The following is a 21,739-nucleotide window of genomic DNA, read 5'->3' on the forward strand; positions in this document are numbered from 1 at the left end:
GTGGACGCATCACTGGTGTTCGGGTTGTCATGCCAATGGCACTGCCCGGTAGCTAAATGCGGAAGAGATAAGTGCTGAAAGCATCTAAGCACGAAACTTGCCCCGAGATGAGTTCTCCCTGAGACTTTAAGTCTCCTGAAGGAACGTTGAAGACGACGACGTTGATAGGCCGGGTGTGTAAGCGCAGCGATGCGTTGAGCTAACCGGTACTAATGAACCGTGAGGCTTAACCTTACAACGCCGAAGATGTTTTGGCGGTTGAGAGACGATTTTCAGCACTGATTCCGGATTTTCGGGAACGAAAGATTTTACGCTGAGGCAAGGCGGCAAATGAAGGAAAGGAAGGAGCATACAGAAGTATGTGACTGACTTTGCGAATGCAGCCAACGCAGCATCGGTGTAAAAGATTCGTTTCCGGTAACAGAATTTGCCTGGCGGCAGTAGCGCGGTGGTCCCACCTGACCCCATGCCGAACTCAGAAGTGAAACGCCGTAGCGCCGATGGTAGTGTGGGGTCTCCCCATGCGAGAGTAGGGAACTGCCAGGCATCAAATTAAGCAAAAGGCTCAGTCGAAAGACTGGGCCTTTTGTTTTTGTCTGTTTCTGCCGGATGGCGGCTCCGCCTTATCCGGCCTACAGGAATTATCCCGCCTACGAAGCTGGTGTTCTTGTAGAACCGACAAGAGCACAACCCACCCAATCGTTAACGATGAACTATCCTTTACACGTGCTTATATAAGCAGTGAGGATTTTCATTGGCTATCAAACCTTTTAACTACCAGCAGGACTTTTCCAGCATCGATTTCCGCCAGCAGCCTGAATTGTATCAGGTTGGACGAGGCGAGCAGGGGGTGCTACTGGTTGAACCCTACAAAAGCGAAATTCTTCCTTTCTGGCGCTATAAAGATGAAGCATCGGCGATGAAATCCGCAGAGCAAATCTACCAGTTGTTCGAAGCTTACCGGCAGCAGGATGATTTCGTTGGTATGGACATGGCGCGTAAATTTATTCAGATGGGATACACCCGCGCCAGGCGATACGCTAACTATAAAGGCGGTAAAAAGTATGCCGAAGACGGCAGCCTGAATACACGGGGTAATGATCCTATTAAGGCCGCGGCGGCAACGGTTTTCAAAGGTTGGTGGGATAAAATTCGTCAGGACGAAGACTATCTGAAACGGAAACGCCAGCATCAGGCACGGTGGGGATAAAAATTAGCAAACAAATAATTAACACTTTATTTACTTTTTGGTCTCGCGTAATCTGAATCTCCAAAATAAAAGGCCGATTAAGCCTGGCAACAAGGAGAACAGTATGGCAGAAATTATTCAGCGTATAGATAAAAACAACGCTGAGGCTCCGGAGATGCGGCGACGCATATGGGCTATCGTGGGGGCCTCTTCCGGAAACTTAGTGGAATGGTTTGATTTCTACGTCTACTCTTTCTGCTCGCTCTATTTTGCACATATCTTCTTTCCTTCTGGTAATACCACTACTCAGCTTTTGCAAACGGCAGGCGTCTTTGCCGCCGGTTTTTTAATGCGGCCTATCGGTGGTTGGCTGTTTGGACGCATTGCCGATCGACGCGGGCGCAAAGCCTCAATGTTGATTTCGGTGTGCATGATGTGCATGGGGTCGCTGGTGATTGCCTGCTTACCTGGTTACGATACCATCGGCACCTGGGCGCCGGCGCTGCTCCTTATTGCAAGGTTATTTCAGGGGCTCTCGGTAGGGGGAGAGTATGGGACCAGCGCGACATATATGAGTGAAGTTGCGCTTGAAGGTCGTAAGGGATTTTTCGCCTCGTTTCAGTACGTTACGCTTATCGGTGGCCAACTACTGGCATTGCTGGTCGTTGTGATTTTGCAGCAGGTTCTGGAAGATGCTGAACTTCGTGCCTGGGGATGGCGTATTCCCTTTGCGCTGGGCGCCGTGCTGGCGGTTGTGGCGTTATGGCTACGTCGCCAGCTGGATGAAACCTCGAAGCATGAGACTCGCGCGTTAAAAGAAGCCGGTTCGTTGAAAGGTTTGTGGCGTAATCGCAAAGCCTTTTTGATGGTGCTTGGTTTCACCGCGGCAGGCTCGCTGTGCTTTTATACCTTCACCACCTATATGCAGAAATATCTGGTAAATACAGCAGGTATGCATGCCAATGTCGCCAGCGGCATTATGACGGTCGCGCTGTGTGTTTTCATGTTGGTGCAGCCGTTATTCGGCGCGTTATCCGATAAGATTGGCAGGCGCACTTCTATGCTATGTTTTGGCGCGCTTGCGACGCTTTTCACCGTTCCAATTCTCTCCGCGTTGCAGAATGTGACGTCGCCTTATGCCGCATTTGCTTTAGTGATGTGCGCGCTATTGATTGTGAGTTTCTATACCTCGATTAGCGGGATCCTGAAAGCGGAGATGTTTCCGGCGCAGGTTCGCGCCCTGGGCGTCGGTTTATCTTACGCGGTAGCAAATGCGTTATTTGGCGGCTCTGCGGAATATGTCGCGCTGTCGCTAAAATCTGTCGGTATGGAGAGTTCATTCTTCTGGTATGTTACCGCGATGGCCGTTCTGGCTTTCCTGGTTTCGCTGATGTTGCACCGTAAAGGAAAGGGCTTACGCCTTTAGTATCGCGCCATTTGCCAGATAGCGTAACCGGTTGTCGCGCCAGCGACATCCCAGACAAAATCTTTCCAGCTCCAGCCGCTGCCTTCCGGGCGGCTGTCCCAGAGTTCTTTTGAGGCTCCGAGACTCAAAGAAAACATCAGCCCTATCGCTGCGCTGCGGTCAGGGCTTACTCCCTGGTGACGCGCATACTCATTACCGGCTGCCGATAGCATCGCTGATGCCATAAAATGTTGGGCTTTATCCTGACCGCTCCAGTGGTCGTTAGCCAGATGGCTGCACCCGGAGAGAAACAACACCGTAAAAGGAATCAACACGCGCACCAGTTCACTCCTAAGAGAAAACCCCGTACAGGACGGGGCTTCGATTACAGGATACGGCTAATTAATCTGTCGATGCGGATCCGGCGCAGACGGCGAATCAATTTACGCACTTTTATCGGATAGTCGGCAATGCTCTGCAGGTCACGATAATGTTTTACGATGGTTGTGTGCGTTCGGATAAGTTCCAGCTCTTTTTCCCGCTGAGGGGCAAGCTCCTGCTTAGGATCGTGGATCAAAATGGCGTTTTCCAGATCCAGACGCCAGGCGCGGGGATTCAGGTTGTTGCCGGTGAGTAGCATCCATTTATCATCTACCCACATCCCTTTCAGATGATAGGTATTGTCGTCATCTTTCCACAGACGCACCACAAGCTGATCGGTATTGACGTAATACTGTAAACGGCTCAGGAAGCGGCGCAGGTTAATCTCATAGAGATAGGGCAGCGCGCCAATGATCTTGAACGGTTCATCTTCCGGAATGTAAAAATCATTCGCGGTTTTATCGCCAACAATGATTTCGACTTTCTTTCCGTCGCGCAGTAGCTGAATAATATTCCGCACCAGTACCGCTGGTAGATTGAAGTAAGGGGTACAAATGGTGAGCTTATGCTCCGCACAGGGCATGAGATGGAAAATGGTTTTGTTCAGCAGACTGGATTTTCCAAGCCCGACCAGCGGCGTAACGGAGAGCTGCTCGTCATTAGCGTCACCCTGAAAATGATATGACGCATCACGCAGCTCCTGACGGTATAAGCGGATATCGTTTTTAATCTCCGGGCTTTTCGGCCGCTGGGTATTATCCAGACGATTCACACCACGGCCATTCATCAGATTTTGCGTCACCCAGTCAAACATGATGTCTGCCATTTGCCGATTGCGAATCAGCTGGTAGCGATCGTAGCGATATTTGTCATGCTGATGGAGATAGACATCGTTCAGGCTGGCGCCGCTGTACAGGACGCTATCATCAATGATAAAGCCTTTAAAATGCAGTACGCCAAGCGCTTCCCGCGTATTAATCGGTACGCCGTAAACCGGGACATCAATGCCGGGGTTTTCCTGCGCCAGTCGGCAATACCAGTCTGCATTGGTATTCGAGGCCGCTGCGCCAATGCGCCCGCGTTGCGCGCGATGCCAGTCGACCAGCACCCTCACGTCCAGTTCAGGACGCTGCCGTTTAGCCGCATAGAGCGCGTCGAGTATACCTTTACCCCCATCGTCCTGTTCCAGATACAGGGCAACGATACAAATACGCTGCGTCGCGCTGGCGATTTTCTCCAGCAGTGTCTCCCGAAAAGTAGCAGGAGTATAAAAGAAATCTACATCATCAACTGACTGAGAAATCTTAGGGAGTTGGGCAAGGTGTTGTTGATGTTTATTACGCTTAAATTTTGACAACATCACAGTGCATTTCTTCTCTGTTCATTGAAGGGTCCTCTGTGCTATGCAGACGACATAAGCGAGCAATAATAACATCAGTACCCGTTAAAGTGGTCAACATTTCCAGTACATTACTCACGATTCATCACATTTGGCCAGATTCAGCGTCAATCCCACGATGCCCTCGTCGAGCTGAATATCGACCTGAAATCCCAGTTTTCTGGCCAGCGCGACCATGCCGCGATTGTTCGGCATCGTAATACCGTTCAGCCGCTTCAATCCGTGATCGCGAGTATAGGCAATCAATTTCTCCATTAAACGGCGTCCTAAACCCAACCCTTTGAGATCTGAACGCACCAATACGGCAAATTCGGCATCTACGTTGTCAGGATCGGAGATCGCGCGCGTTACGCCGAGGATCTCTTCAGCATTGTCCATCCGCCTCACGGCCACAAAGGCCATTTCTCGATCGTAGTCGATCTGCGTCATATTGGCTAAATCTTCATGGGTGAATTCGTTGATCTCGCTGAAATAACGGTAGTAAAGATCCTCTTTGGTGACCTGTGCGATGAATTGTCGCAGTTGGGGCTCATCTTCCGGCAGGATAGGACGGAACAGGCAGCGATCGCCATTTTTCATCTCCACCCACTCTTCAAGCTGGTGGGGATAGGGGCGTACCGCAAGTCGACTTTCGTTATCGCCATCAAACGGGGCAATATCCAGCGTCACATCCAGCGCGGTAAACTCACTGGCGGAAGCCAGCAGCGGATGGATATCCAGACGCTGAATTTCCGGGCAGTCGACAATCAGGTTTGAAACCTGGACCAGCAATTGGCTTAAACCGACAATATCCAGCGGACGCAGCGCGCTACGGGCGCGAATTTTCCGCTGTTTAATGCCCTGAATCACCAGATAGCGCGCCAGATTCATGTTGAGCGGCGGCAGCGCGACGACCGCCTGCTCTTCCGGACGCCACTCTACGCCGCCTTCACCCAACATAATCAAAGGACCAAACACCGGATCGTGCTCGACCACCACACGAAGCTCCTGCGCGCCGGCGCGGTTAGCCATGCTTTGTACCAGCAAACCGTGAATCCGCGCCTGCGGCCAGGCCATCTTTACACGATCGAAAATGGCGTTCGCGGCCTGTTGTACCTCGCTTGCGGTCCGCAGGTAAAGCATGACCCCCTGAACTTCAGATTTATGCGGAATGTCGGGCGAGCGCAGCTTGAGAGCTACCGGATAGCCTATCTGTTCGGCGATATGCACCGCTTCAGCGCTGTCGCTGGCAATCCAGGTTGGGAGCGTGTGCAGCCCATAGGCGTGTAAAATCGGCTGTACTTCATGGGTATCCAGTGAGGTGGCACCTTCCGCAATCGCCCGCTGTAACAGATTATGCGCCTCAGCGGTATTGGACGTCAGGTTACTCGGCAACGCTGGCGTTTCTCGCAGTTGCTTCTGGTTACGCCGGTATTCCACCATATGCATAAACGCGGTAATCGTGCCTTCCGGCGTGCGGTAGGTTGGTAACCCGGCTTCGCTGAATAGCCGTCTTGCTTCCTGAGACGAGAACTCGCCGCACCAGTTTGTCAGCAGCGTAACAAACTTGCCTCTGGGGTGGCGCTTAATCGTCTCGATCAGAGCATGGGCGCTTTCCGTACCCGGCGCGGCAGCGCTGGGAGAGTGGATAACCATAAGCGCGTCAAAATCCTGACTGGCGAGCAGGATATCCAGCGTTTTGATGTAATGTTCGCTGCTGGCGTCATCACACAGATCCAGCGGATTGGCAATATCTATGTGCGCGGGAAGCGCCTGCCGTAGTTGCAGGCAGGTCTCTTCGCTCAACGTCGCCAGCTTGCCGTTACGCGACCACAACTCATCTAACGCCAGCGCGGCAGGCGCGGCGCCATTGCTGATGATCATCAGTCTGTCGCCGCGTAGAGGACGCATATGGCTAAGTGTTTCGACGGCGGAAAAAAGCTCGTGCGTATCCTGGACTCGCAGCAGGCCTGCGCGCTGGATGGCTGCATCCCACGCAGGGTCCATTCCCGCGCTGGTATTAAGTAAACGCTGGGCTGCCGGGCTTCGGCCGCTTTTAATCACCAGAATCGGTTTGTTACGTGAAGCGCTACGGGCGGCGGAAACAAAACGGCGGGCGTCGCTTAACTGTTCCAGATAGAGCAAAATCGCGCTGGTCTTGCTATCGCGCGCCAGATAGTCCAGTAGTTCATCGACATCAATATCCAGGCTATCGCCCAGCGCGATAAAGTAGGAAAAGCCCATTTCACGCTGTTGCGCCCAGTCAAGAATAGTATTGGAAACTGCGGCAGACTGGGAAATAAAAGCGAGCTTGCCCTGTTTAATCGGGACGGGAGAAAAGCTGGCATTCAGCCCTTGCCACGGCGCGAGGAGCCCAAGACTGTTTGGACCCAGCAGACGCATTTTATAATGCCGGGCACAGGCAAGAAGTTCTTCATGTTGCGACGTGGGAGCAGAAAGGATAATGCACGTTTTACACCCTTTCGCGCCAAGCGCGTCCAGTAACGCCAGGTTACGGCTGGCGTTAGTGCATAAAATAGCCAGATCGGGGGTGAAAGGGAGACTGGCGATATCCGGCCAGGCCATGACGCCTAAAACGGCTTTCCAGGCGGGCGTCACGGGAAGGACGGGGCCATTGAATCCGCCCGCCAACAAGTTACGCATCATCAGGTAACCCGCGCGGTGGGGCTTCATTGATGCGCCAATCACCGCGATCGATTTTGGCCGCAGTAGCGCTTCCAGTCCTTGCTGGCTCATACCGGTTTCCCTTACACAGAAGTGACCGGATAATTTTAAACGCTTTCGCTATTTTATGCTGTGACGTTTCCCGGATGTTGCGTTTTTCCTGCCAGATAGCGCGTTTTAAAACGGGTGAAATGTTCACCTAAACTGGTTGCCGCCTCGGTATCTCCCGCCAGATCTAACAACGCTATGGCGACTTCGGCGGTACAATATTGCCCTTCGGCATGGATTTCACGCAGACGATAAGCTGAAAGACGCGATAAATCGACGGAAATGACCGGCAGATGATCCAGATAAGGGCTTTTACGAAACATTTTACGTGCTTCGGGCCAGGTGCCGTCCAGCATGATAAACAGCGGCGGTTTCCCGGCGGGCGGGGTGGAAATGACCTCGCGCGCTTCGCCGGCGTAGGACGCAGGAAAGACCACTATCGGCTGATAATCCGGATGCTGTACCAGCTCCAGCAACGCCTGCGGCGGCTCGGTACGCGACCACTGAAACGCCGCGGTATCCGGCAAAATATCGGCTATCAGCCGGCCGGTATTGCTGGGTTTCATCGGTTCAGTGTCAAACATGACCAGACAAAAACGGCTTTTCGCCTGAGAAGGCGTTAACGTATCACACAGGCAAGATTTTAGCGGCAGCAGGCAGCGTTGACAGCGGCGAACCCGATTGCCTCTGGCAAGAAAAGGGCGAGTAGCGCGCGCAAGCCGTTCGGCGCGTAACTGAAGGACAGCGTTATTGGTCATAGAAAGCGTTTGCGGAGAAAAACGCTATTGTGGCAGAGGTGAAAACGGGGCACAAGATGCGCCCCGTGGCGTTTACAGCGCTTCGTTCAGCCAGCTGTCGAAAGGCGCTTTAGGCACTGCGCCATTAAGCATATCGACCACTTGTCCATGTTTAAAAATCATAATCGTCGGGATGCTGCGGATACCGAAACGGGCGCTGAGTTCCCGTTCCGCCTCGGTATTCACTTTGACGAAACGGACTTTACCGCTGCGCTCTTCTGCGACATCCTCGAAGATTGGCGCAAAGTTACGGCAAGGGCCGCACCAGGGGGCCCAGAAGTCGATCACCACTGGAAGATCGTCCTTCAACAGTTTGTCCAGCGTTTCGCCGGTCGCATTAATGACTTCTCCGTCAAACAACTCATGACCGCAGCGTCCACATTTTGCCGCGTCCTGAAGCCGATCGTCGGGGATGCGGTTAATGGCCTGACAATGGGTACAAACGGTGTTCATAGCTAACCTCTGAATACGTCGGAAGACGTCCCGCTACGCGCGGGATGTTTCTATAATGTTACATATTATCGAGGAGTCTGTGCTAAACAACAATGTGTTTTATTCAATGAGTACAATAGTCGCAAGCTTTTAAACGAAATCATGGCTAACCGGATGCACATCGGGTAATCTTCGCGCTTCGCGCAGCGCTGGTGGAGAAAAGCATGAACGATGAATTAAAAAACAAAAGCGGCAAAGTCAAAGTGATGTATGTCCGTAGTGATGATGACTCTGATAAACGCACCCATAACCCGCGTACCGGGAAAGGGGGAGGCCGCCCAGCAAAGTCTCGCACTGACGGTGGACGTCGCCCCGCCCGTGATGAGCGAAATAATCAGAGCCGTGACCGTAAACATGAAACTTCGCCGTGGCGCACCGTGTCCCGCGCGCCAGGCGATGAAACGCCTGAGAAAGTCGATCATGGTGGTATTAGCGGTAAAAGTTTTATCGACCCTGAAGTTTTGCGTCGCCAGCGTGCGGAAGAGACGCGCGTCTACGGCGAAAATGCCTGTCAGGCGTTATTTCAGAGCCGCCCGGATGCTATCGTTCGCGCCTGGTTTATCCAAAGCGTGACCCCGCGCTTTAAAGAAGCACTGCGCTGGATGGCGGCGAATCGTAAAGCCTACCATGTGGTGGATGAAGCCGAACTGGCAAAAGCTTCCGGGACTGAGCACCACGGTGGCGTGTGTTTCCTGATTAAAAAGCGTAACGGTACGACCGTTAAGCAATGGGTAAAGCAGGCGTCGGATCAAGACTGCGTGCTGGCGTTGGAAGATGTCGCTAACCCGCATAATCTGGGCGGCATGATGCGTAGCTGCGCGCACTTCGGCGTGAAAGGCGTGGTGGTACAGGATGCGGCGTTGCTGGAGTCCGGCGCGGCGATTCGTACCGCGGAAGGCGGGGCGGAGCATGTCCAGCCAATCACTGGTGAAAGCATTGTTGACGTACTGGATGATTTTCGTCAGGCGGGGTACACCGTGGTGACGACGTCCAGCGATCGCGGTCAGGCGCTCTTTAGTACGACCCTGCCGGAAAAGATGGTGCTGGTCTTAGGCCGTGAATATGACTACCTGCCGGAAGCGGCGCGCGAACCCGACGATCTGTGCGTGAAAATTAACGGCACCGGGAACGTGGAAAGCCTGAATGTGTCGGTTGCGACAGGCGTGCTGCTCGCCGAGTGGTGGCGACAGAATAAAGCGTAAGGGCTGCAGCCCGGTGACGCAACGCGCGCCGGGCCAATGATGTACTTCCTGCCGCCCGGTCAGACAAGGCGCTTTCGCGCCGTTATCCGGGCGATAAAACGGCGAGCCGCCAACGTTATTCACTCTCAGCCGGTAATACTGGCGTCCAGTCGATAGTTTTCTCGCCGTGTTGTTCCAGCCATTGGTTCGTTAGCGCAAAATGGTTACAGCCAAAAAATCCACGGTGCGCAGAGAGTGGCGAGGGATGCGGGGCTTTCAGAATATGGTGGCGCTGTGGATCAATAATCGCGCCTTTCTTCTGGGCGTGCGAGCCCCACAGCAGGAAGACGACCCCTTCGCGGTGTTGGTTAATCAGGCTTATCACTTTATCCGTAAAGGTTTCCCACCCCAGGCTGGCATGAGAGTGCGCCTGGCCTGCCCGTACCGTGAGCACCGTATTCAGTAACAGTACGCCCTGGCGCGCCCAGCTTTCCAGATAACCGTGCGCGGGGCGAACAAAGCCGGGAATGGAGGCTTCCAGCTCTTTGTACATATTCACTAATGACGGCGGGGGAGCGATCCCAGGACGCACGGAAAACGCCAGACCATGTGCCTGGCCGGGGCCGTGGTAAGGATCTTGTCCCAGGATCACCACCTTAACGTCGCCCAGTTCCGTAAAGCGAAAGGCGTTAAACACATCTTTTTGCGGCGGGTAGACCGTGATACCCGACTGACGCTCGCCAGCAACAGTGTGAAGCGTATTGATAAAGTAAGGTTGCTGTTTCTCATCAGCCAGCACATCGTGCCAGGTTAACTCAGTCGCCATCTCGCTCTCCTGCGAATTTCCAGTTCCCTTAGCTTAACTGCTTCTTTCTGCAGTGCAAAATCCTGCGTGCTACAAAAACGGTTACCTACAAAAGATAGTTGAAAATTTATGTAAAAAGTTTATAGGTCTGAATGGTGTAAGTTGATGTAAAACAATAAATCCCCTTCATCACCCTTTTTGTGGTGTGGTTTTTATTGATTTAAATCAAAGAATGAAGGGTGATCGAAGGGTATATATACACTCAAGCAACAATGGTTTTACCAATTGGCCGGGATTAGGCCGACCGAAATCAAATAATTTTGCCTGGGGAGGCATCACATGATTACAGGTATCCAGATTACTAAAGCCGCTAACGACGACCTGCTGAATTCCTTCTGGCTGCTGGACAGCGAAAAAGGCGAAGCGCGCTGCATCGTTGCAAAATCCGGCTTTGCTGAAGATGAAGTTGTGGCTGTCAGCAAACTGGGCGAGATTGAATACCGTGAAATTCCGATGGAAGTTAAACCGGAAGTACGCGTTGAAGGCGGTCAGCATCTGAACGTTAACGTTCTGCGTCGTGAAACACTGGAAGATGCGGTTAAGCATCCGGAAAAATACCCGCAGCTGACTATTCGTGTTTCTGGTTATGCGGTGCGTTTTAACTCCCTGACGCCGGAACAGCAGCGCGACGTTATCGCTCGTACCTTTACCGAAAGCCTGTAAGGCTTATCCGGTAATAACAAGCGGAAGAGGCCGGGCCTTTTCCGCTTTTGTTTTATTTGGGTCAGTAAAAAATCCGCACCGCGCAGTACACCAGCAGTAACGCCAGAATGATATTTAACTGGCGACCATAATGGCGAAACGCCCGCTGAAACAGATGTCCCGCCAGCGCCCAACACACATTACCGAACGTGCCGATCAATGCCAGCAATATACTGACGCCGATGACCCAGTTCAGCGCCTGCGTTTGCGGTAAAACAAATGTAGACAGAGCGGTAATGCCGTAAAGAATAATTTTGACGTTCACAAACTGCAGGCCAAAGCTTACCCAAAAGCCAACCGGTTTTGGTCTGGCGTTCTCATCCGCCGCTGGACTGGTGGCAATTTTCCACGCCAGCCACAGGATATACGCAGCCCCCACCCAACTGAGTAAATGAATGATTGCCGGATCGATAACCGCAAGGGAAAACGCGATCCCGGCGCACAGCAGCATAACGACCAAAAATCCCAGACTCATACCTGCCAGTACACGAATACTCTGCCGAAAACCATGTGCAGTTGCTGCGCTAAGCGCGAGAATATTGTTAGGGCCGGGGGTAAGGGCGGTGATTAATGTATAAGTCCAGAAAGCGCTTAAAAGCATCGGTGTCACTTGTCATCTCCTCTGTTTTAGCAGACAGTACCCGATATGAAATATTTAAAAAAATGAATGTTTTTTAATTCTGAATTCGAGATTTTCGATAGGTTGGTGGTTATGGATCTGCGTCGGTTTATTACGCTGAAAACGGTAGTGGAAGAGGGCTCGTTTCTGCGGGCTTCGCAAAAGCTGTGCTGTACTCAGTCGACGGTAACTTTTCATATTCAACAGCTTGAACGTGAGTTTTCCCTGCAACTGTTCGAGAAAATAGGGCGCCGAATGTGCCTGACCAATGAGGGGAAAAAGCTGATGCCGCATATCCATGAACTGACGCGTGTGATGGAGTTGATTCGTGAAGCCGCAAGGCAGGATGCGGAACCCGGCGGAGAGCTGCGCGTGGCGACAGGTGAAACCTTACTGGCGTACAAAATGCCGCAGGTTTTACAACGTTTTAAGCTGCGAGCGCCGAATGTCAAATTGTCGCTACAGTCGCTGAATTGCTATGTGATACGTGATGCGTTGCTGAATGACGAGGTCGATTTGGGCGTTTTTTATCGCGTAGGTAATGATGACGCGCTCACGATGCAGCAACTGGGGGAGCAGTCGCTGGCGCTGGTGGCCTCTCCACTGCTACAGGATGCTGATTTTACGCAGCCAGATCAGCATATCCCCTGCAGCTTCATCATCAATGAACCGCAATGTGTCTTCCGCCAGCTATTTGAAAGTACGCTACGGCAGAGGCGGATTACGCTGGAAAACACCATTGAACTGTGGAGTATTGAAAGCATTAAACAGTGTGTGGCTGCTAACCTGGGCATCAGCTTTTTACCGCGATTTGCCGTTGAACGAGAACTTAGCACCGGTCAGTTGAAAGAGCTGCCGTTTGGCGCGCCGTCGCTATCGATCATGGCGCTGTGCGCCCATCATGCCGGGAAAGCGGTCAGCCCGGCAATGCAGATATTTATGCAGTGTATGGAGGCGTGTTTTACCGTGGAAGATAAAAAAATGCCGGGTTAACGAACCCGGCATTATCATCACTCTTCGCTGGATTGCTCCTGCATTTTCGTACCGCTTGGCTTGCGGCGCTTACCGATATTTTTTGTATCGCGGTGACGTTTCTTCACGCGCGGCTTCTCTTTTTCTTTCTCTTTTTTCTTCTCGGCGCGTTTCGCCAGCACTTTTTTCGACGGTTTGCCGGTCAGCTTTTCGCTGGGCGCACGCGTGGTCGGGCGAAGCTCATCAATGACGCGCGCTTTTAGCGGCTCTTCGATGTAGCGACCGATTTTCAGCAGCAACAGATGGTCGTGGGCTTCTACCAGCGAGATTGCAGTGCCTTTGCGGCCAGCACGGCCTGTACGACCAATGCGATGCAGATAGGTATCGCCACTGCGCGGCATGTCGAAGTTAATGACGTGGCTGACGTCAGGAATATCAATCCCGCGTGCCGCGACGTCGGTCGCGACCAGCACGTTAACGCGACCGTCGGTGAGACGCTTAATACCTTCGTTACGTTTGATCTGCGCCATCTCGCCTTCAAGATAGCAATTGTTGATCCCTGCCAGACGCAGCGTTTCAGCCAGTTCATGGACGCGTTCACGTTTACGTACAAACACGATAGAACGGGTTGCATCGTCTTGTTTTAGCAGGTGCTTCAACAGCGCAACTTTATGTTCGAAATTGTCGGCACGGTAGTACCACTGGTGAATTTTCTTGCGCTCGCGGGTTGACGGATTGGCGGAAACCTCAACCGGGTCTTCCAGCAGGCGCTCGGCAAAATCTTTAATCGCATCGCCTTCCAGCGTGGCGGAGAACAGCATCGTCTGTTTACGCCAGCGGGTCTCACCAGCGATATGTTCAATGTCCTGAGCGAAGCCCATGTCGAGCATCCGGTCAGCTTCGTCAAGGATCAGTGTTTCAACCGCCCGGCAGTCAAAGTTCTCTTCTTTTATATATTGCAGCAGACGGCCCGTCGTGGCGACCACGATATCCTGGTTTTCGCTAAACACTTCAGCATGGTTCATATAGGCCACGCCGCCGGTAATCGTGGCGATATCCAGATGAGTATGCTTAGCCAGTTCACGAGCGTGATCGGCAACCTGCATTGCCAGTTCGCGGGTTGGCGTCAGGATCAGAATGCGCGGCGGCCCCGATTTTTTACGCGGAAAGTCGAGCAGGTGCTGCAACGCCGGCAGCAGATATGCCGCCGTTTTACCGGTGCCTGTCGGCGCAGAACCGAGTACATCACGGCCATCGAGCGCAGGCGGAATGGCGGCAGCCTGAATGGCGGTCGGGCGAGTGAAACCTTTATCCTGGAGGGCATCCAGCAGGCTTTCGTCGAGTTCAAGTTCGGAAAAAGTCGTTACAGTCATGTTCTACCTCTGTGTGGGGCGCTGATTATAGACGTTACGGCCGCAATCTTCATCTGTTTGTATGGATATCCCTTCTCAGGTATTGTTTTCACCCGGCGCTGTCGCCGTTTTTTTGCAAGGTTGTTTTTACATGTCTCAGTCTGGCTCCGTTCTTCGTCGTAACGGATTTACGTTTAAACAGTTTTTTGTCGCACACGATCGGTGTGCGATGAAAGTGGGAACTGACGGTATTTTACTCGGGGCGTGGGCGCCGGTCGCGGATGTAAAGCGAATTCTGGATATCGGTACTGGAAGCGGTCTGCTGGCGTTAATGCTGGCGCAGCGGACGGATGACAATGTGCCTATTGACGCCGTGGAACTGGATGCCGGGGCTGCCATGCAAGCGCAGGAAAACGTGGCTCACTCTCCCTGGCCGCATCGAATAACGGTGCATACTGACGATATTCAGAGTTGGGCGCCTCGCCAGACGGTACGCTTTGATCTTATTATCAGCAACCCGCCTTATTACGAACCCGGTGTGGAATGCGCCACGCCGCAGCGGGAGCAGGCGCGTTACACCGCTACGCTGGATCACCAGACGTTATTGGCTATTGCGGCGGATTGTATTACCGAAGATGGCTTTTTTTGCGTAGTCTTGCCGGAACAAATAGGTAACGCTTTTACGCAGCAAGCGCTCAACATGGGATGGCATTTGCGGCTACGTACTGACGTTGCGGAAAACGAAGCGCGCTTGCCGCACCGGATTTTGCTCGCATTCTCCCCACAAGCCGGGGAGTGCTTTAGCGACAGATTAGTAATTCGCGGGTCAGACCAGCATTATTCTGAAAGTTATACGGCGCTGACCCAGGCATTTTATCTGTTTATGTGAGGCGTTAACGGCGAAAGGATCGATGGGCCTGATTCAGCCAGTTGTTGCGGATAATCCAGCGTAAAGTGCAGCCCCCGGCTCTCTTTACGCATCATCGCGCAACGCACAATCAGTTCGGCCACTTGCACCAGATTGCGCAGCTCCAGTAAATTATTCGAGACGCGAAAGTTGGCGTAATATTCGTCAATCTCTTGTTGCAACATGGTAATACGCCGTAGGGCGCGCTCCAGCCGTTTCGTCGTGCGCACAATGCCCACATAGTCCCACATCAGCAGGCGCAGTTCGTGCCAGTTATGCTGAATCACCACCCGCTCATCGGCGTTCTCCACGCGGCTTTCATCCCAGGCGGGAAGGGCGTCAACGCTGTGGACAGAAGGCATTCGCCTGTCGATATCCATTGCTGCGGACCAGCCGTACACTAAGCATTCCAGCAACGAGTTGGACGCCATACGGTTAGCGCCGTGCAGGCCGGTGTAACTGACTTCGCCAATGGCATATAAGCCGTCTACATCGGTACGACCATAATCATCGACGACCACGCCGCCGCAGGTATAGTGCGCGGCAGGAACAACGGGAATCGGTTCTTTGGTTAAATCCATCCCCAAATCGAGCAGTTTCGCATAGATCATCGGGAAGTGCTGGCGGACAAAATCGTCAGGCTTGTGGCTGATATCGAGAAACATACAGTCTGCGCCGAGTCGTTTCATCTCATGGTCAATAGCGCGGGCGACAATATCGCGCGGCGCCAGTTCCCCGCGTTCGTCAACGTCCGGCATAAACCGTGAACCGTCCGGACGTTTAAGGTATGCGCCTTCGCCGCGCAGCGCTTCGGTAAGGAGAAAATTACGCGCCTGCGGGTGATAAAGGGCGGTGGGATGAAACTGGTTAAATTCCAGATTAGCGACCCGACAGCCTGCGCGCCAGGCCATCGCGATACCGTCGCCGGAGGAAATATCCGGGTTAGTGGTATATTGATAAACCTTTGAGGCGCCGCCGGTCGCCAGCACCACCGACTTCGCATGACAGGTTTCAACCCATTCTTTATTGCGATTCCAGATCCAGGCGCCGACGACCCGGCGAGGCCCCGGCAGACCCATTTTATCGGAGATAATTAAATCAACGGCGTTGCTGCGCTCCAGCACCTGAATATTAGGATGATTTTGCGCCCGACTGACCAATGTGGTTTCGACTTCCTTTCCGGTAGCGTCGGCGGCATGAAGGATACGGCGATGACTATGGCCGCCTTCACGCGTGAGATGATAGCTCTCCTTGCCGTTTGGCTGGACATGCGTATCAAACAGCACGCCCTGATCGATAAGCCACTGCACGCAGATACGGGCGTTGCTGGCGACAAACTCCACCGCGTGGCGATCACAAATTCCGGCGCCGGCAATCAGCGTATCTTCGACATGCGACGCAATACTGTCGGTTTCATCAAACACGGCGGCAATACCGCCCTGCGCATAAAACGTGGAGCCCTCGCTCACCGGCCCTTTACTCAGGACGATAACCTTATGTTTTTCAGCCAGACGCAGCGCCAGCGAGAGTCCGGCCGCGCCGCTGCCGATAATTAACACATCACAGGACAGTTCAGGAGTTGTCATCATGGTTCTTGTTTAATTTACTAAACATGGTTGCGGCAGATTAGCACTATATGGCGCTAAAAAGCACGTAATGATTTCGCTGGTGTTGTGCTTATTAAACATAAAATAAAAATACGGCGAGAGATAAACGGCAAAAAATATTTTATAGGGCAGGGTGTTAGCGTCGGATTTTGTAGTGAAATAAAGATGCTGTTAGGTTACTCTGCAAACGACGAAATGGGCATTTCTGTACAGATAGTGCGTTGTTCAGCATCTGTAGACTTATAATGGAAGATAAGACCTGTCTACAACATGACAAACAAAAACAAATGCGTAACGGAACTTTACGAAACATAGACACTCTAACCTGTTGCTTGCTCATAGTGCGGCTTATGGAGTGGCGTTTCGAAAGCGCGTGGAAATTTGGTTTGGGGAGACATTACCTCGGATGAGCGAGCAGTTAACGGACCAGGTCCTGGTTGAACGGGTCCAGAAGGGAGATCAGAAAGCCTTTAACTTACTGGTAGTGCGCTACCAGCATAAAGTGGCGAGTCTGGTTTCCCGCTATGTGCCATCGGGCGACGTTCCCGATGTCGTACAGGAATCATTTATTAAGGCCTATCGCGCGCTGGATTCTTTCCGGGGGGATAGTGCTTTTTATACCTGGTTGTATCGTATTGCGGTCAATACCGCGAAGAACTACCTGGTTGCGCAGGGGCGTCGTCCGCCTTCCAGTGATGTAGACGCGATTGAAGCAGAAAACTTTGAAAGCGGCGGCGCGCTGAAAGAAATTTCGAACCCTGAGAACTTAATGTTGTCAGAAGAACTGAGACAGATAGTTTTCCGAACTATTGAGTCCCTCCCGGAAGATTTACGTATGGCAATCACCTTACGGGAGCTGGATGGCCTGAGCTATGAAGAGATAGCGGCTATCATGGATTGTCCGGTGGGGACGGTGCGTTCACGTATCTTCCGGGCGCGGGAAGCTATTGATAATAAAGTTCAACCGCTTATCAGGCGTTGACGATAGCGGGATACTGGAAAAGGTATTAGGCATGCAGAAAGAAAAACTTTCCGCTTTGATGGATGGCGAAACGTTGGATAGTGAGCTGCTCAAAGCGCTTACGCACGACCCGGAAATGCAGAAAACCTGGGAGAGTTATCACCTGATCCGCGATTCAATGCGGGGGGATACGCCTGACGTTCTCCATTTCGATATATCCGCTCGCGTGATGGCCGCTATTGAAAACGAGCCAGTACGTCAGGTGTCGCCATTAATCCCTGAGGCCCAACCCGCTCCGCAGCAATGGCAGAAAATGCCGTTCTGGAAAAAAGTGCGTCCGTGGGCGGCGCAGCTTACCCAAATGGGCGTGGCGGCGTGCGTTTCACTTGCAGTTATCGTCGGTGTCCAGCACTATAATGGGCAATCTGAAACATCCCAACAACCTGAAACGCCGGTTTTCAATACCCTGCCTATGATGGGGAAAGCCAGCCCGGTAAGTCTGGGAGTGCCTTCTGAAGCAGCGCCTGTCGGCAGTCAGCAACAGCAGGTACAGGAGCAGCGTCGTCGCATTAATGCCATGTTGCAGGACTATGAACTGCAGCGCCGACTGCACTCCGAACAGCTTCAGTTTGAGCAGGCGCAAACCCAGCAAGCCGCGGTACAGGTGCCAGGAATCCAAACTTTAGGAACGCAATCGCAGTAATGAAGCAACTTTGGTTTGCCATGTCCCTTGTGGCGGCTAGCCTGTTCTTCTCAGCAAACGCCTCGGCCGACCCTGCGTCCGGGGCGTTATTGCAGCAGATGAACATCGCCAGTCAGTCACTGAATTACGAGCTGTCATTCGTCAGCATCACGAAACAAGGCGTTGAATCTCTACGTTATCGACACGCACGCCTGGATGGTCGCCCGCTTGCGCAATTGCTACAGTTGGACGGTCCCCGCCGGGAGGTCGTACAGCGTGGTAATGAAATCAGTTATTTTGAACCGGGCCTTGAGCCGTTCACCCTGAACGGTGATTATATTGTCGATTCTCTGCCTTCCCTGATTTACACCGACTTTAAGCGCCTGGCGCCTTACTACGACTTTATTTCTGTCGGACGCACCCGTATCGCAGACAGATTGTGCGAAGTTATCCGCGTTGTGGCGCGCGATGGTACGCGTTACAGCTATATCGTCTGGATGGACATGGACACCAAACTGCCGATGCGTGTTGATCTGCTGGATCGCGATGGCGAGACGCTGGAGCAGTTCCGCGTTATTGCGTTCACGGTGAGTCAGGATATCGGCAGCAACATGCAGGCGCTGGCGAAGGCGAATCTGCCGCCGCTGCTTTCTGTTCCCGGTGGCGAAAAAACGAAATTTAACTGGAGTCCATCCTGGGTGCCGCAAGGCTTTAGCGAAGTTTCCAGCAGCCGTCGTCCGTTGCCGACGATGGATAACCTGCCTATCGAATCGCGGCTTTATTCTGACGGTCTGTTTAGCTTTTCCGTCAATGTGAACCGGGCGACGCAAAACAGCAGCGATCAGATGCTGCGCACCGGGCGCCGAACGGTTTATAGCAGCGTTCGCGACAACGCGGAAATCACCATTGTCGGCGAGCTTCCGCCGCAAACGGCGAAGCGCATTGCCGACAGTATCAAATTCAGGGCAGTACAATGATTAAAGAGTGGGCAACCGTTATCTCCTGGCAGAATGGTCAGGCGGTGGTGAGCTGCGACGTTAAAGCGTCATGCAGCAGCTGCGCCTCCCGTGCGGGATGCGGCAGTCGCGTGCTGAATAAATTAGGGCCGCAAACCACCCATACCATTGTTGTGCCAAGCGCGGAGCCGCTGGCGCCGGGGCAGAAAGTCGAGTTGGGCATCGCCGAAAAAAGCCTTTTAGGTTCGGCGTTGCTGGTCTATATGTCGCCTTTAGCGGGGCTATTTCTTTGTGCGGCGCTTTTTCAGATGCTGTTTGGATCTGACCTTGCCGCATTAAGCGGGGCCGTGCTGGGCGGCGTGGGCGGTTTTCTGGTTGCCCGCGGCTATTCCCGAAAACTGGCGGAGCGCGACGCCTGGCAGCCGGTGATTTTAAACGTTGCCCTCCCGCCGGACCTTGTTCGCGTCGAAACTACCTCAATCGAAACGCGCCAGTAAACGTTTTGCCCAACGGTACACCTGCCGCGTTGGGTTGTTGTCCCGATAAGCATGCGCTTTTCCTGCGTTGCGGTGTTTTACAGGAAAAAAGCGAGGCGTTTTCCAGTTCCCGCTCTCCTTACACTATGAACATTTCCTCGCCTTAGCGTTGTAGTGTAGAATGCGGCGTTTCAGTTAAAACAGACGTTAAGCTCAGAACAGCGACCTCTAAAGTCTGGTCAACCAGGCGTAAGGCATAATAATTTATCTCTATGAAGAACATACGTAACTTTTCGATCATTGCTCACATTGACCACGGTAAATCGACGCTGTCTGACCGTATTATCCAAATCTGCGGGGGCCTGTCTGACCGTGAAATGGAAGCTCAGGTACTTGATTCGATGGATCTTGAGCGTGAGCGCGGTATTACTATTAAAGCCCAGAGTGTGACGCTGGATTTTAAAGCGTCTGATGGTGAAACTTATCAACTGAACTTTATCGACACGCCGGGACACGTTGACTTTTCCTATGAAGTTTCCCGTTCGTTAGCCGCCTGCGAGGGCGCGCTGCTGGTGGTGGATGCCGGCCAGGGCGTAGAAGCGCAAACGTTGGCGAACTGCTACACCGCGATGGAAATGAATCTTGAAGTGGTGCCGGTGCTTAACAAGATTGACCTGCCGGCCGCCGATCCGGAGCGTGTGGCGGAAGAAATCGAAGACATTGTCGGTATCGATGCGACGGACGCGGTACGCTGCTCCGCCAAAACGGGTGTCGGCGTGACGGATGTTCTGGAACGCCTGGTGCGCGATATCCCGCCGCCGCAAGGCGATCCGGACGGCCCGCTGCAGGCGCTGATTATTGACTCCTGGTTCGATAACTACCTGGGCGTGGTATCGCTGGTGCGTATTAAAAACGGCACCATGCGTAAAGGCGACAAAATTAAAGTGATGAGCACCGGGCAGACCTACAACGCTGACCGCCTGGGGATTTTCACGCCGAAACAGGTTGATCGTACCGAGCTGAAGTGCGGCGAAGTAGGCTGGCTGGTCTGCGCCATTAAAGATATCCTCGGCGCGCCGGTTGGCGATACCTTAACCTCAGCGCGTAACCCAGCGGAAAAAGCGTTGCCGGGCTTTAAGAAGGTGAAACCGCAGGTCTATGCAGGTCTGTTTCCGGTCAGCTCCGACGATTATGAAAGTTTCCGCGACGCGCTCGGCAAGCTGAGCCTGAACGATGCCTCACTGTTTTATGAACCGGAAAGCTCCTCGGCGCTGGGCTTTGGTTTCCGCTGCGGCTTCCTCGGCCTGTTGCACATGGAGATCATTCAGGAGCGTCTGGAACGCGAATACGATCTGGATCTGATCACCACTGCGCCGACCGTGGTTTATGAAGTAGAAACAACGGCGAAAGAGACTATCTATGTTGATAGCCCCTCCAAGCTGCCGCCGTTGAATAACATTTATGAACTGCGCGAGCCTATCGCCGAATGTCATATGCTGTTACCACAAGCCTATTTAGGTAACGTTATTACGCTGTGTATTGAGAAACGCGGCGTACAAACTAACATGGTGTATCACGGTAACCAGGTCGCGTTGACCTATGAAATCCCGATGGCGGAAGTGGTGCTCGACTTCTTTGACCGTCTGAAATCAACGTCGCGCGGCTATGCGTCTCTGGATTATAACTTCAAGCGCTTCCAGGCTTCCGATATGGTGCGTGTTGATGTGTTAATCAACAACGAACGTGTCGATGCGCTGGCGCTGATCACGCACCGTGATAACTCGCAAAGCCGTGGTCGCGAGCTGGTGGAGAAGATGAAAGATTTGATTCCACGCCAGCAGTTTGATATCGCGATTCAGGCGGCGATTGGTACGCATATTATTGCCCGTTCGACGGTAAAACAGTTACGTAAAAACGTGCTGGCGAAGTGCTACGGCGGCGATATCAGTCGTAAGAAAAAACTGCTGCAGAAACAGAAAGAAGGTAAGAAACGCATGAAGCAGATCGGTAACGTCGAGCTGCCTCAGGAGGCGTTCCTCGCCATTCTGCATGTCGGTAAAGACAATAAATAATCCCTAAGGAGT

At 52.8% G+C, this 21,739-nt stretch carries 21 protein-coding genes and 2 rRNA genes; 14 read left to right on the forward strand and 9 right to left on the reverse strand.

Translation table 11 applies throughout. The annotated features are described in order from the left end of the window. The 4 genes from J4650_RS08480 to J4650_RS08495 form a co-directional block, all read left to right on the forward strand. A 23S ribosomal RNA gene (locus J4650_RS08480) occupies positions 1 to 234 on the forward strand; the annotation flags it as partial. A 196-nt stretch (positions 235 to 430) separates the two neighbouring features. Beyond that, positions 431 to 546, forward strand: a 5S ribosomal RNA gene (rrf, locus tag J4650_RS08485). Between the two features lie 208 nt (positions 547 to 754). Further along, entirely contained in the window at positions 755 to 1,210 is a 456-nt protein-coding gene (locus J4650_RS08490; protein WP_000985653.1) for a DUF4385 domain-containing protein, read from the forward strand. A gap of 103 nt (positions 1,211 to 1,313) precedes the next feature. Further along, positions 1,314 to 2,615, forward strand: coding sequence for an MFS transporter (locus J4650_RS08495; protein WP_000807818.1), 1,302 nt, complete (start codon positions 1,314 to 1,316; stop codon positions 2,613 to 2,615). Here J4650_RS08495 and J4650_RS08500 read toward each other — a convergent pair. From J4650_RS08500 to trxC, 5 genes are all read right to left on the reverse strand, one after another. Further along, positions 2,612 to 2,935 carry a YfiM family lipoprotein gene (locus tag J4650_RS08500; RefSeq protein WP_001264473.1) on the reverse strand — a complete coding sequence of 108 codons (324 nt, stop codon included), beginning with the start codon at positions 2,933 to 2,935 and terminating at the stop codon, positions 2,612 to 2,614. The genes J4650_RS08495 and J4650_RS08500 overlap by 4 nt on opposite strands. 44 nt (positions 2,936 to 2,979) lie before the next feature. Continuing rightward, positions 2,980 to 4,335 carry a CDP-diacylglycerol--serine O-phosphatidyltransferase gene (gene pssA / locus J4650_RS08505; RefSeq protein WP_000949286.1) on the reverse strand — a complete coding sequence of 452 codons (1,356 nt, stop codon included), beginning with the start codon at positions 4,333 to 4,335 and terminating at the stop codon, positions 2,980 to 2,982. A 114-nt stretch (positions 4,336 to 4,449) separates the two neighbouring features. Next, complete coding sequence (gene pat / locus J4650_RS08510; protein ID WP_000082637.1) at positions 4,450 to 7,110, reverse strand: protein lysine acetyltransferase; 2,661 nt, start codon at positions 7,108 to 7,110, stop codon at positions 4,450 to 4,452. Positions 7,111 to 7,163: 53 nt separating this feature from the next. Next, positions 7,164 to 7,844, reverse strand: a complete 681-nt coding sequence (gene tapT, locus J4650_RS08515; protein ID WP_000183642.1) for a tRNA-uridine aminocarboxypropyltransferase — start codon at positions 7,842 to 7,844, stop codon at positions 7,164 to 7,166. A 72-nt stretch (positions 7,845 to 7,916) separates the two neighbouring features. After that, entirely contained in the window at positions 7,917 to 8,336 is a 420-nt protein-coding gene (gene trxC, locus J4650_RS08520; RefSeq protein ID WP_001098732.1) for a thioredoxin TrxC, read from the reverse strand. Positions 8,337 to 8,539: 203 nt separating this feature from the next. Here trxC and J4650_RS08525 point away from each other — a divergent pair, with 203 nt between their 5' ends. Continuing rightward, a complete protein-coding gene (locus tag J4650_RS08525) occupies positions 8,540 to 9,577 on the forward strand; it encodes a tRNA/rRNA methyltransferase (RefSeq protein ID WP_023237211.1) in 1,038 nt (345 codons plus the stop codon). 115 nt (positions 9,578 to 9,692) lie between these two features. On the opposite strand, the gene ung is transcribed toward J4650_RS08525, so the two are convergent. Continuing rightward, positions 9,693 to 10,382: a uracil-DNA glycosylase gene (ung, locus tag J4650_RS08530; protein ID WP_000179978.1), complete on the reverse strand. Its 690-nt coding sequence runs from the start codon at positions 10,380 to 10,382 to the stop codon at positions 9,693 to 9,695. Between the two features lie 318 nt (positions 10,383 to 10,700). Here ung and grcA point away from each other — a divergent pair, with 318 nt between their 5' ends. Then, positions 10,701 to 11,084: an autonomous glycyl radical cofactor GrcA gene (gene grcA, locus J4650_RS08535; protein WP_000627811.1), complete on the forward strand. Its 384-nt coding sequence runs from the start codon at positions 10,701 to 10,703 to the stop codon at positions 11,082 to 11,084. Positions 11,085 to 11,145: 61 nt separating this feature from the next. On the opposite strand, the gene eamB is transcribed toward grcA, so the two are convergent. After that, entirely contained in the window at positions 11,146 to 11,733 is a 588-nt protein-coding gene (gene eamB / locus J4650_RS08540) for a cysteine/O-acetylserine transporter (protein ID WP_000188414.1), read from the reverse strand. A 102-nt stretch (positions 11,734 to 11,835) separates the two neighbouring features. Between eamB and J4650_RS08545 the strand changes: the two genes are divergently transcribed. Continuing rightward, entirely contained in the window at positions 11,836 to 12,735 is a 900-nt protein-coding gene (locus tag J4650_RS08545; RefSeq protein ID WP_001728952.1) for a LysR family transcriptional regulator, read from the forward strand. Between the two features lie 17 nt (positions 12,736 to 12,752). Here J4650_RS08545 and srmB read toward each other — a convergent pair whose 3' ends face one another. Then, a complete protein-coding gene (gene srmB, locus J4650_RS08550; protein ID WP_000219174.1) occupies positions 12,753 to 14,087 on the reverse strand; it encodes an ATP-dependent RNA helicase SrmB in 1,335 nt (444 codons plus the stop codon). Between the two features lie 130 nt (positions 14,088 to 14,217). Between srmB and trmN the strand changes: the two genes are divergently transcribed. Then, complete coding sequence (gene trmN / locus J4650_RS08555) at positions 14,218 to 14,955, forward strand: tRNA(1)(Val) (adenine(37)-N(6))-methyltransferase TrmN (RefSeq protein WP_023993582.1); 738 nt, start codon at positions 14,218 to 14,220, stop codon at positions 14,953 to 14,955. Here trmN and nadB read toward each other — a convergent pair. Further along, the gene (gene nadB / locus J4650_RS08560) at positions 14,940 to 16,562 is read right to left on the reverse strand and encodes an L-aspartate oxidase (protein WP_023993583.1); all 1,623 of its coding nucleotides are present in this window, start codon (positions 16,560 to 16,562) and stop codon (positions 14,940 to 14,942) included. The two genes, trmN and nadB, sit on opposite strands and share 16 nt — an antisense overlap. A 263-nt stretch (positions 16,563 to 16,825) precedes the next feature. On the opposite strand from nadB, the gene rseD reads away from it, so the two are divergent. The 6 genes from rseD to lepA all read left to right on the forward strand — a co-directional run bounded on the left by rseD (position 16,826) and on the right by lepA (position 21,727). After that, complete coding sequence (gene rseD / locus J4650_RS08565; RefSeq protein ID WP_014344135.1) at positions 16,826 to 16,990, forward strand: rpoE leader peptide RseD; 165 nt, start codon at positions 16,826 to 16,828, stop codon at positions 16,988 to 16,990. After that, entirely contained in the window at positions 16,987 to 17,562 is a 576-nt protein-coding gene (rpoE, locus tag J4650_RS08570; RefSeq protein WP_000003307.1) for an RNA polymerase sigma factor RpoE, read from the forward strand. Before rseD ends, rpoE begins: the two co-directional genes overlap by 4 nt. 31 nt (positions 17,563 to 17,593) lie before the next feature. Beyond that, positions 17,594 to 18,244 carry an anti-sigma-E factor RseA gene (gene rseA, locus J4650_RS08575; protein ID WP_001168374.1) on the forward strand — a complete coding sequence of 217 codons (651 nt, stop codon included), beginning with the start codon at positions 17,594 to 17,596 and terminating at the stop codon, positions 18,242 to 18,244. Further along, complete coding sequence (rseB, locus tag J4650_RS08580) at positions 18,244 to 19,200, forward strand: sigma-E factor regulatory protein RseB (RefSeq protein ID WP_000812017.1); 957 nt, start codon at positions 18,244 to 18,246, stop codon at positions 19,198 to 19,200. The genes rseA and rseB overlap by 1 nt, the downstream gene beginning before the upstream one ends. Continuing rightward, a complete protein-coding gene (gene rseC / locus J4650_RS08585; protein ID WP_000589049.1) occupies positions 19,197 to 19,676 on the forward strand; it encodes a SoxR-reducing system protein RseC in 480 nt (159 codons plus the stop codon). The genes rseB and rseC overlap by 4 nt, the downstream gene beginning before the upstream one ends. A gap of 251 nt (positions 19,677 to 19,927) precedes the next feature. After that, complete coding sequence (gene lepA, locus J4650_RS08590; protein ID WP_023993584.1) at positions 19,928 to 21,727, forward strand: translation elongation factor 4; 1,800 nt, start codon at positions 19,928 to 19,930, stop codon at positions 21,725 to 21,727. The last annotated feature ends 12 nt before the right edge of the window (positions 21,728 to 21,739 follow it).

The sequence above is a fragment of the Salmonella sp. 32120201201600049SM genome (assembly GCF_017572835.1).
Classification (GTDB): domain Bacteria; phylum Pseudomonadota; class Gammaproteobacteria; order Enterobacterales; family Enterobacteriaceae; genus Salmonella; species Salmonella enterica.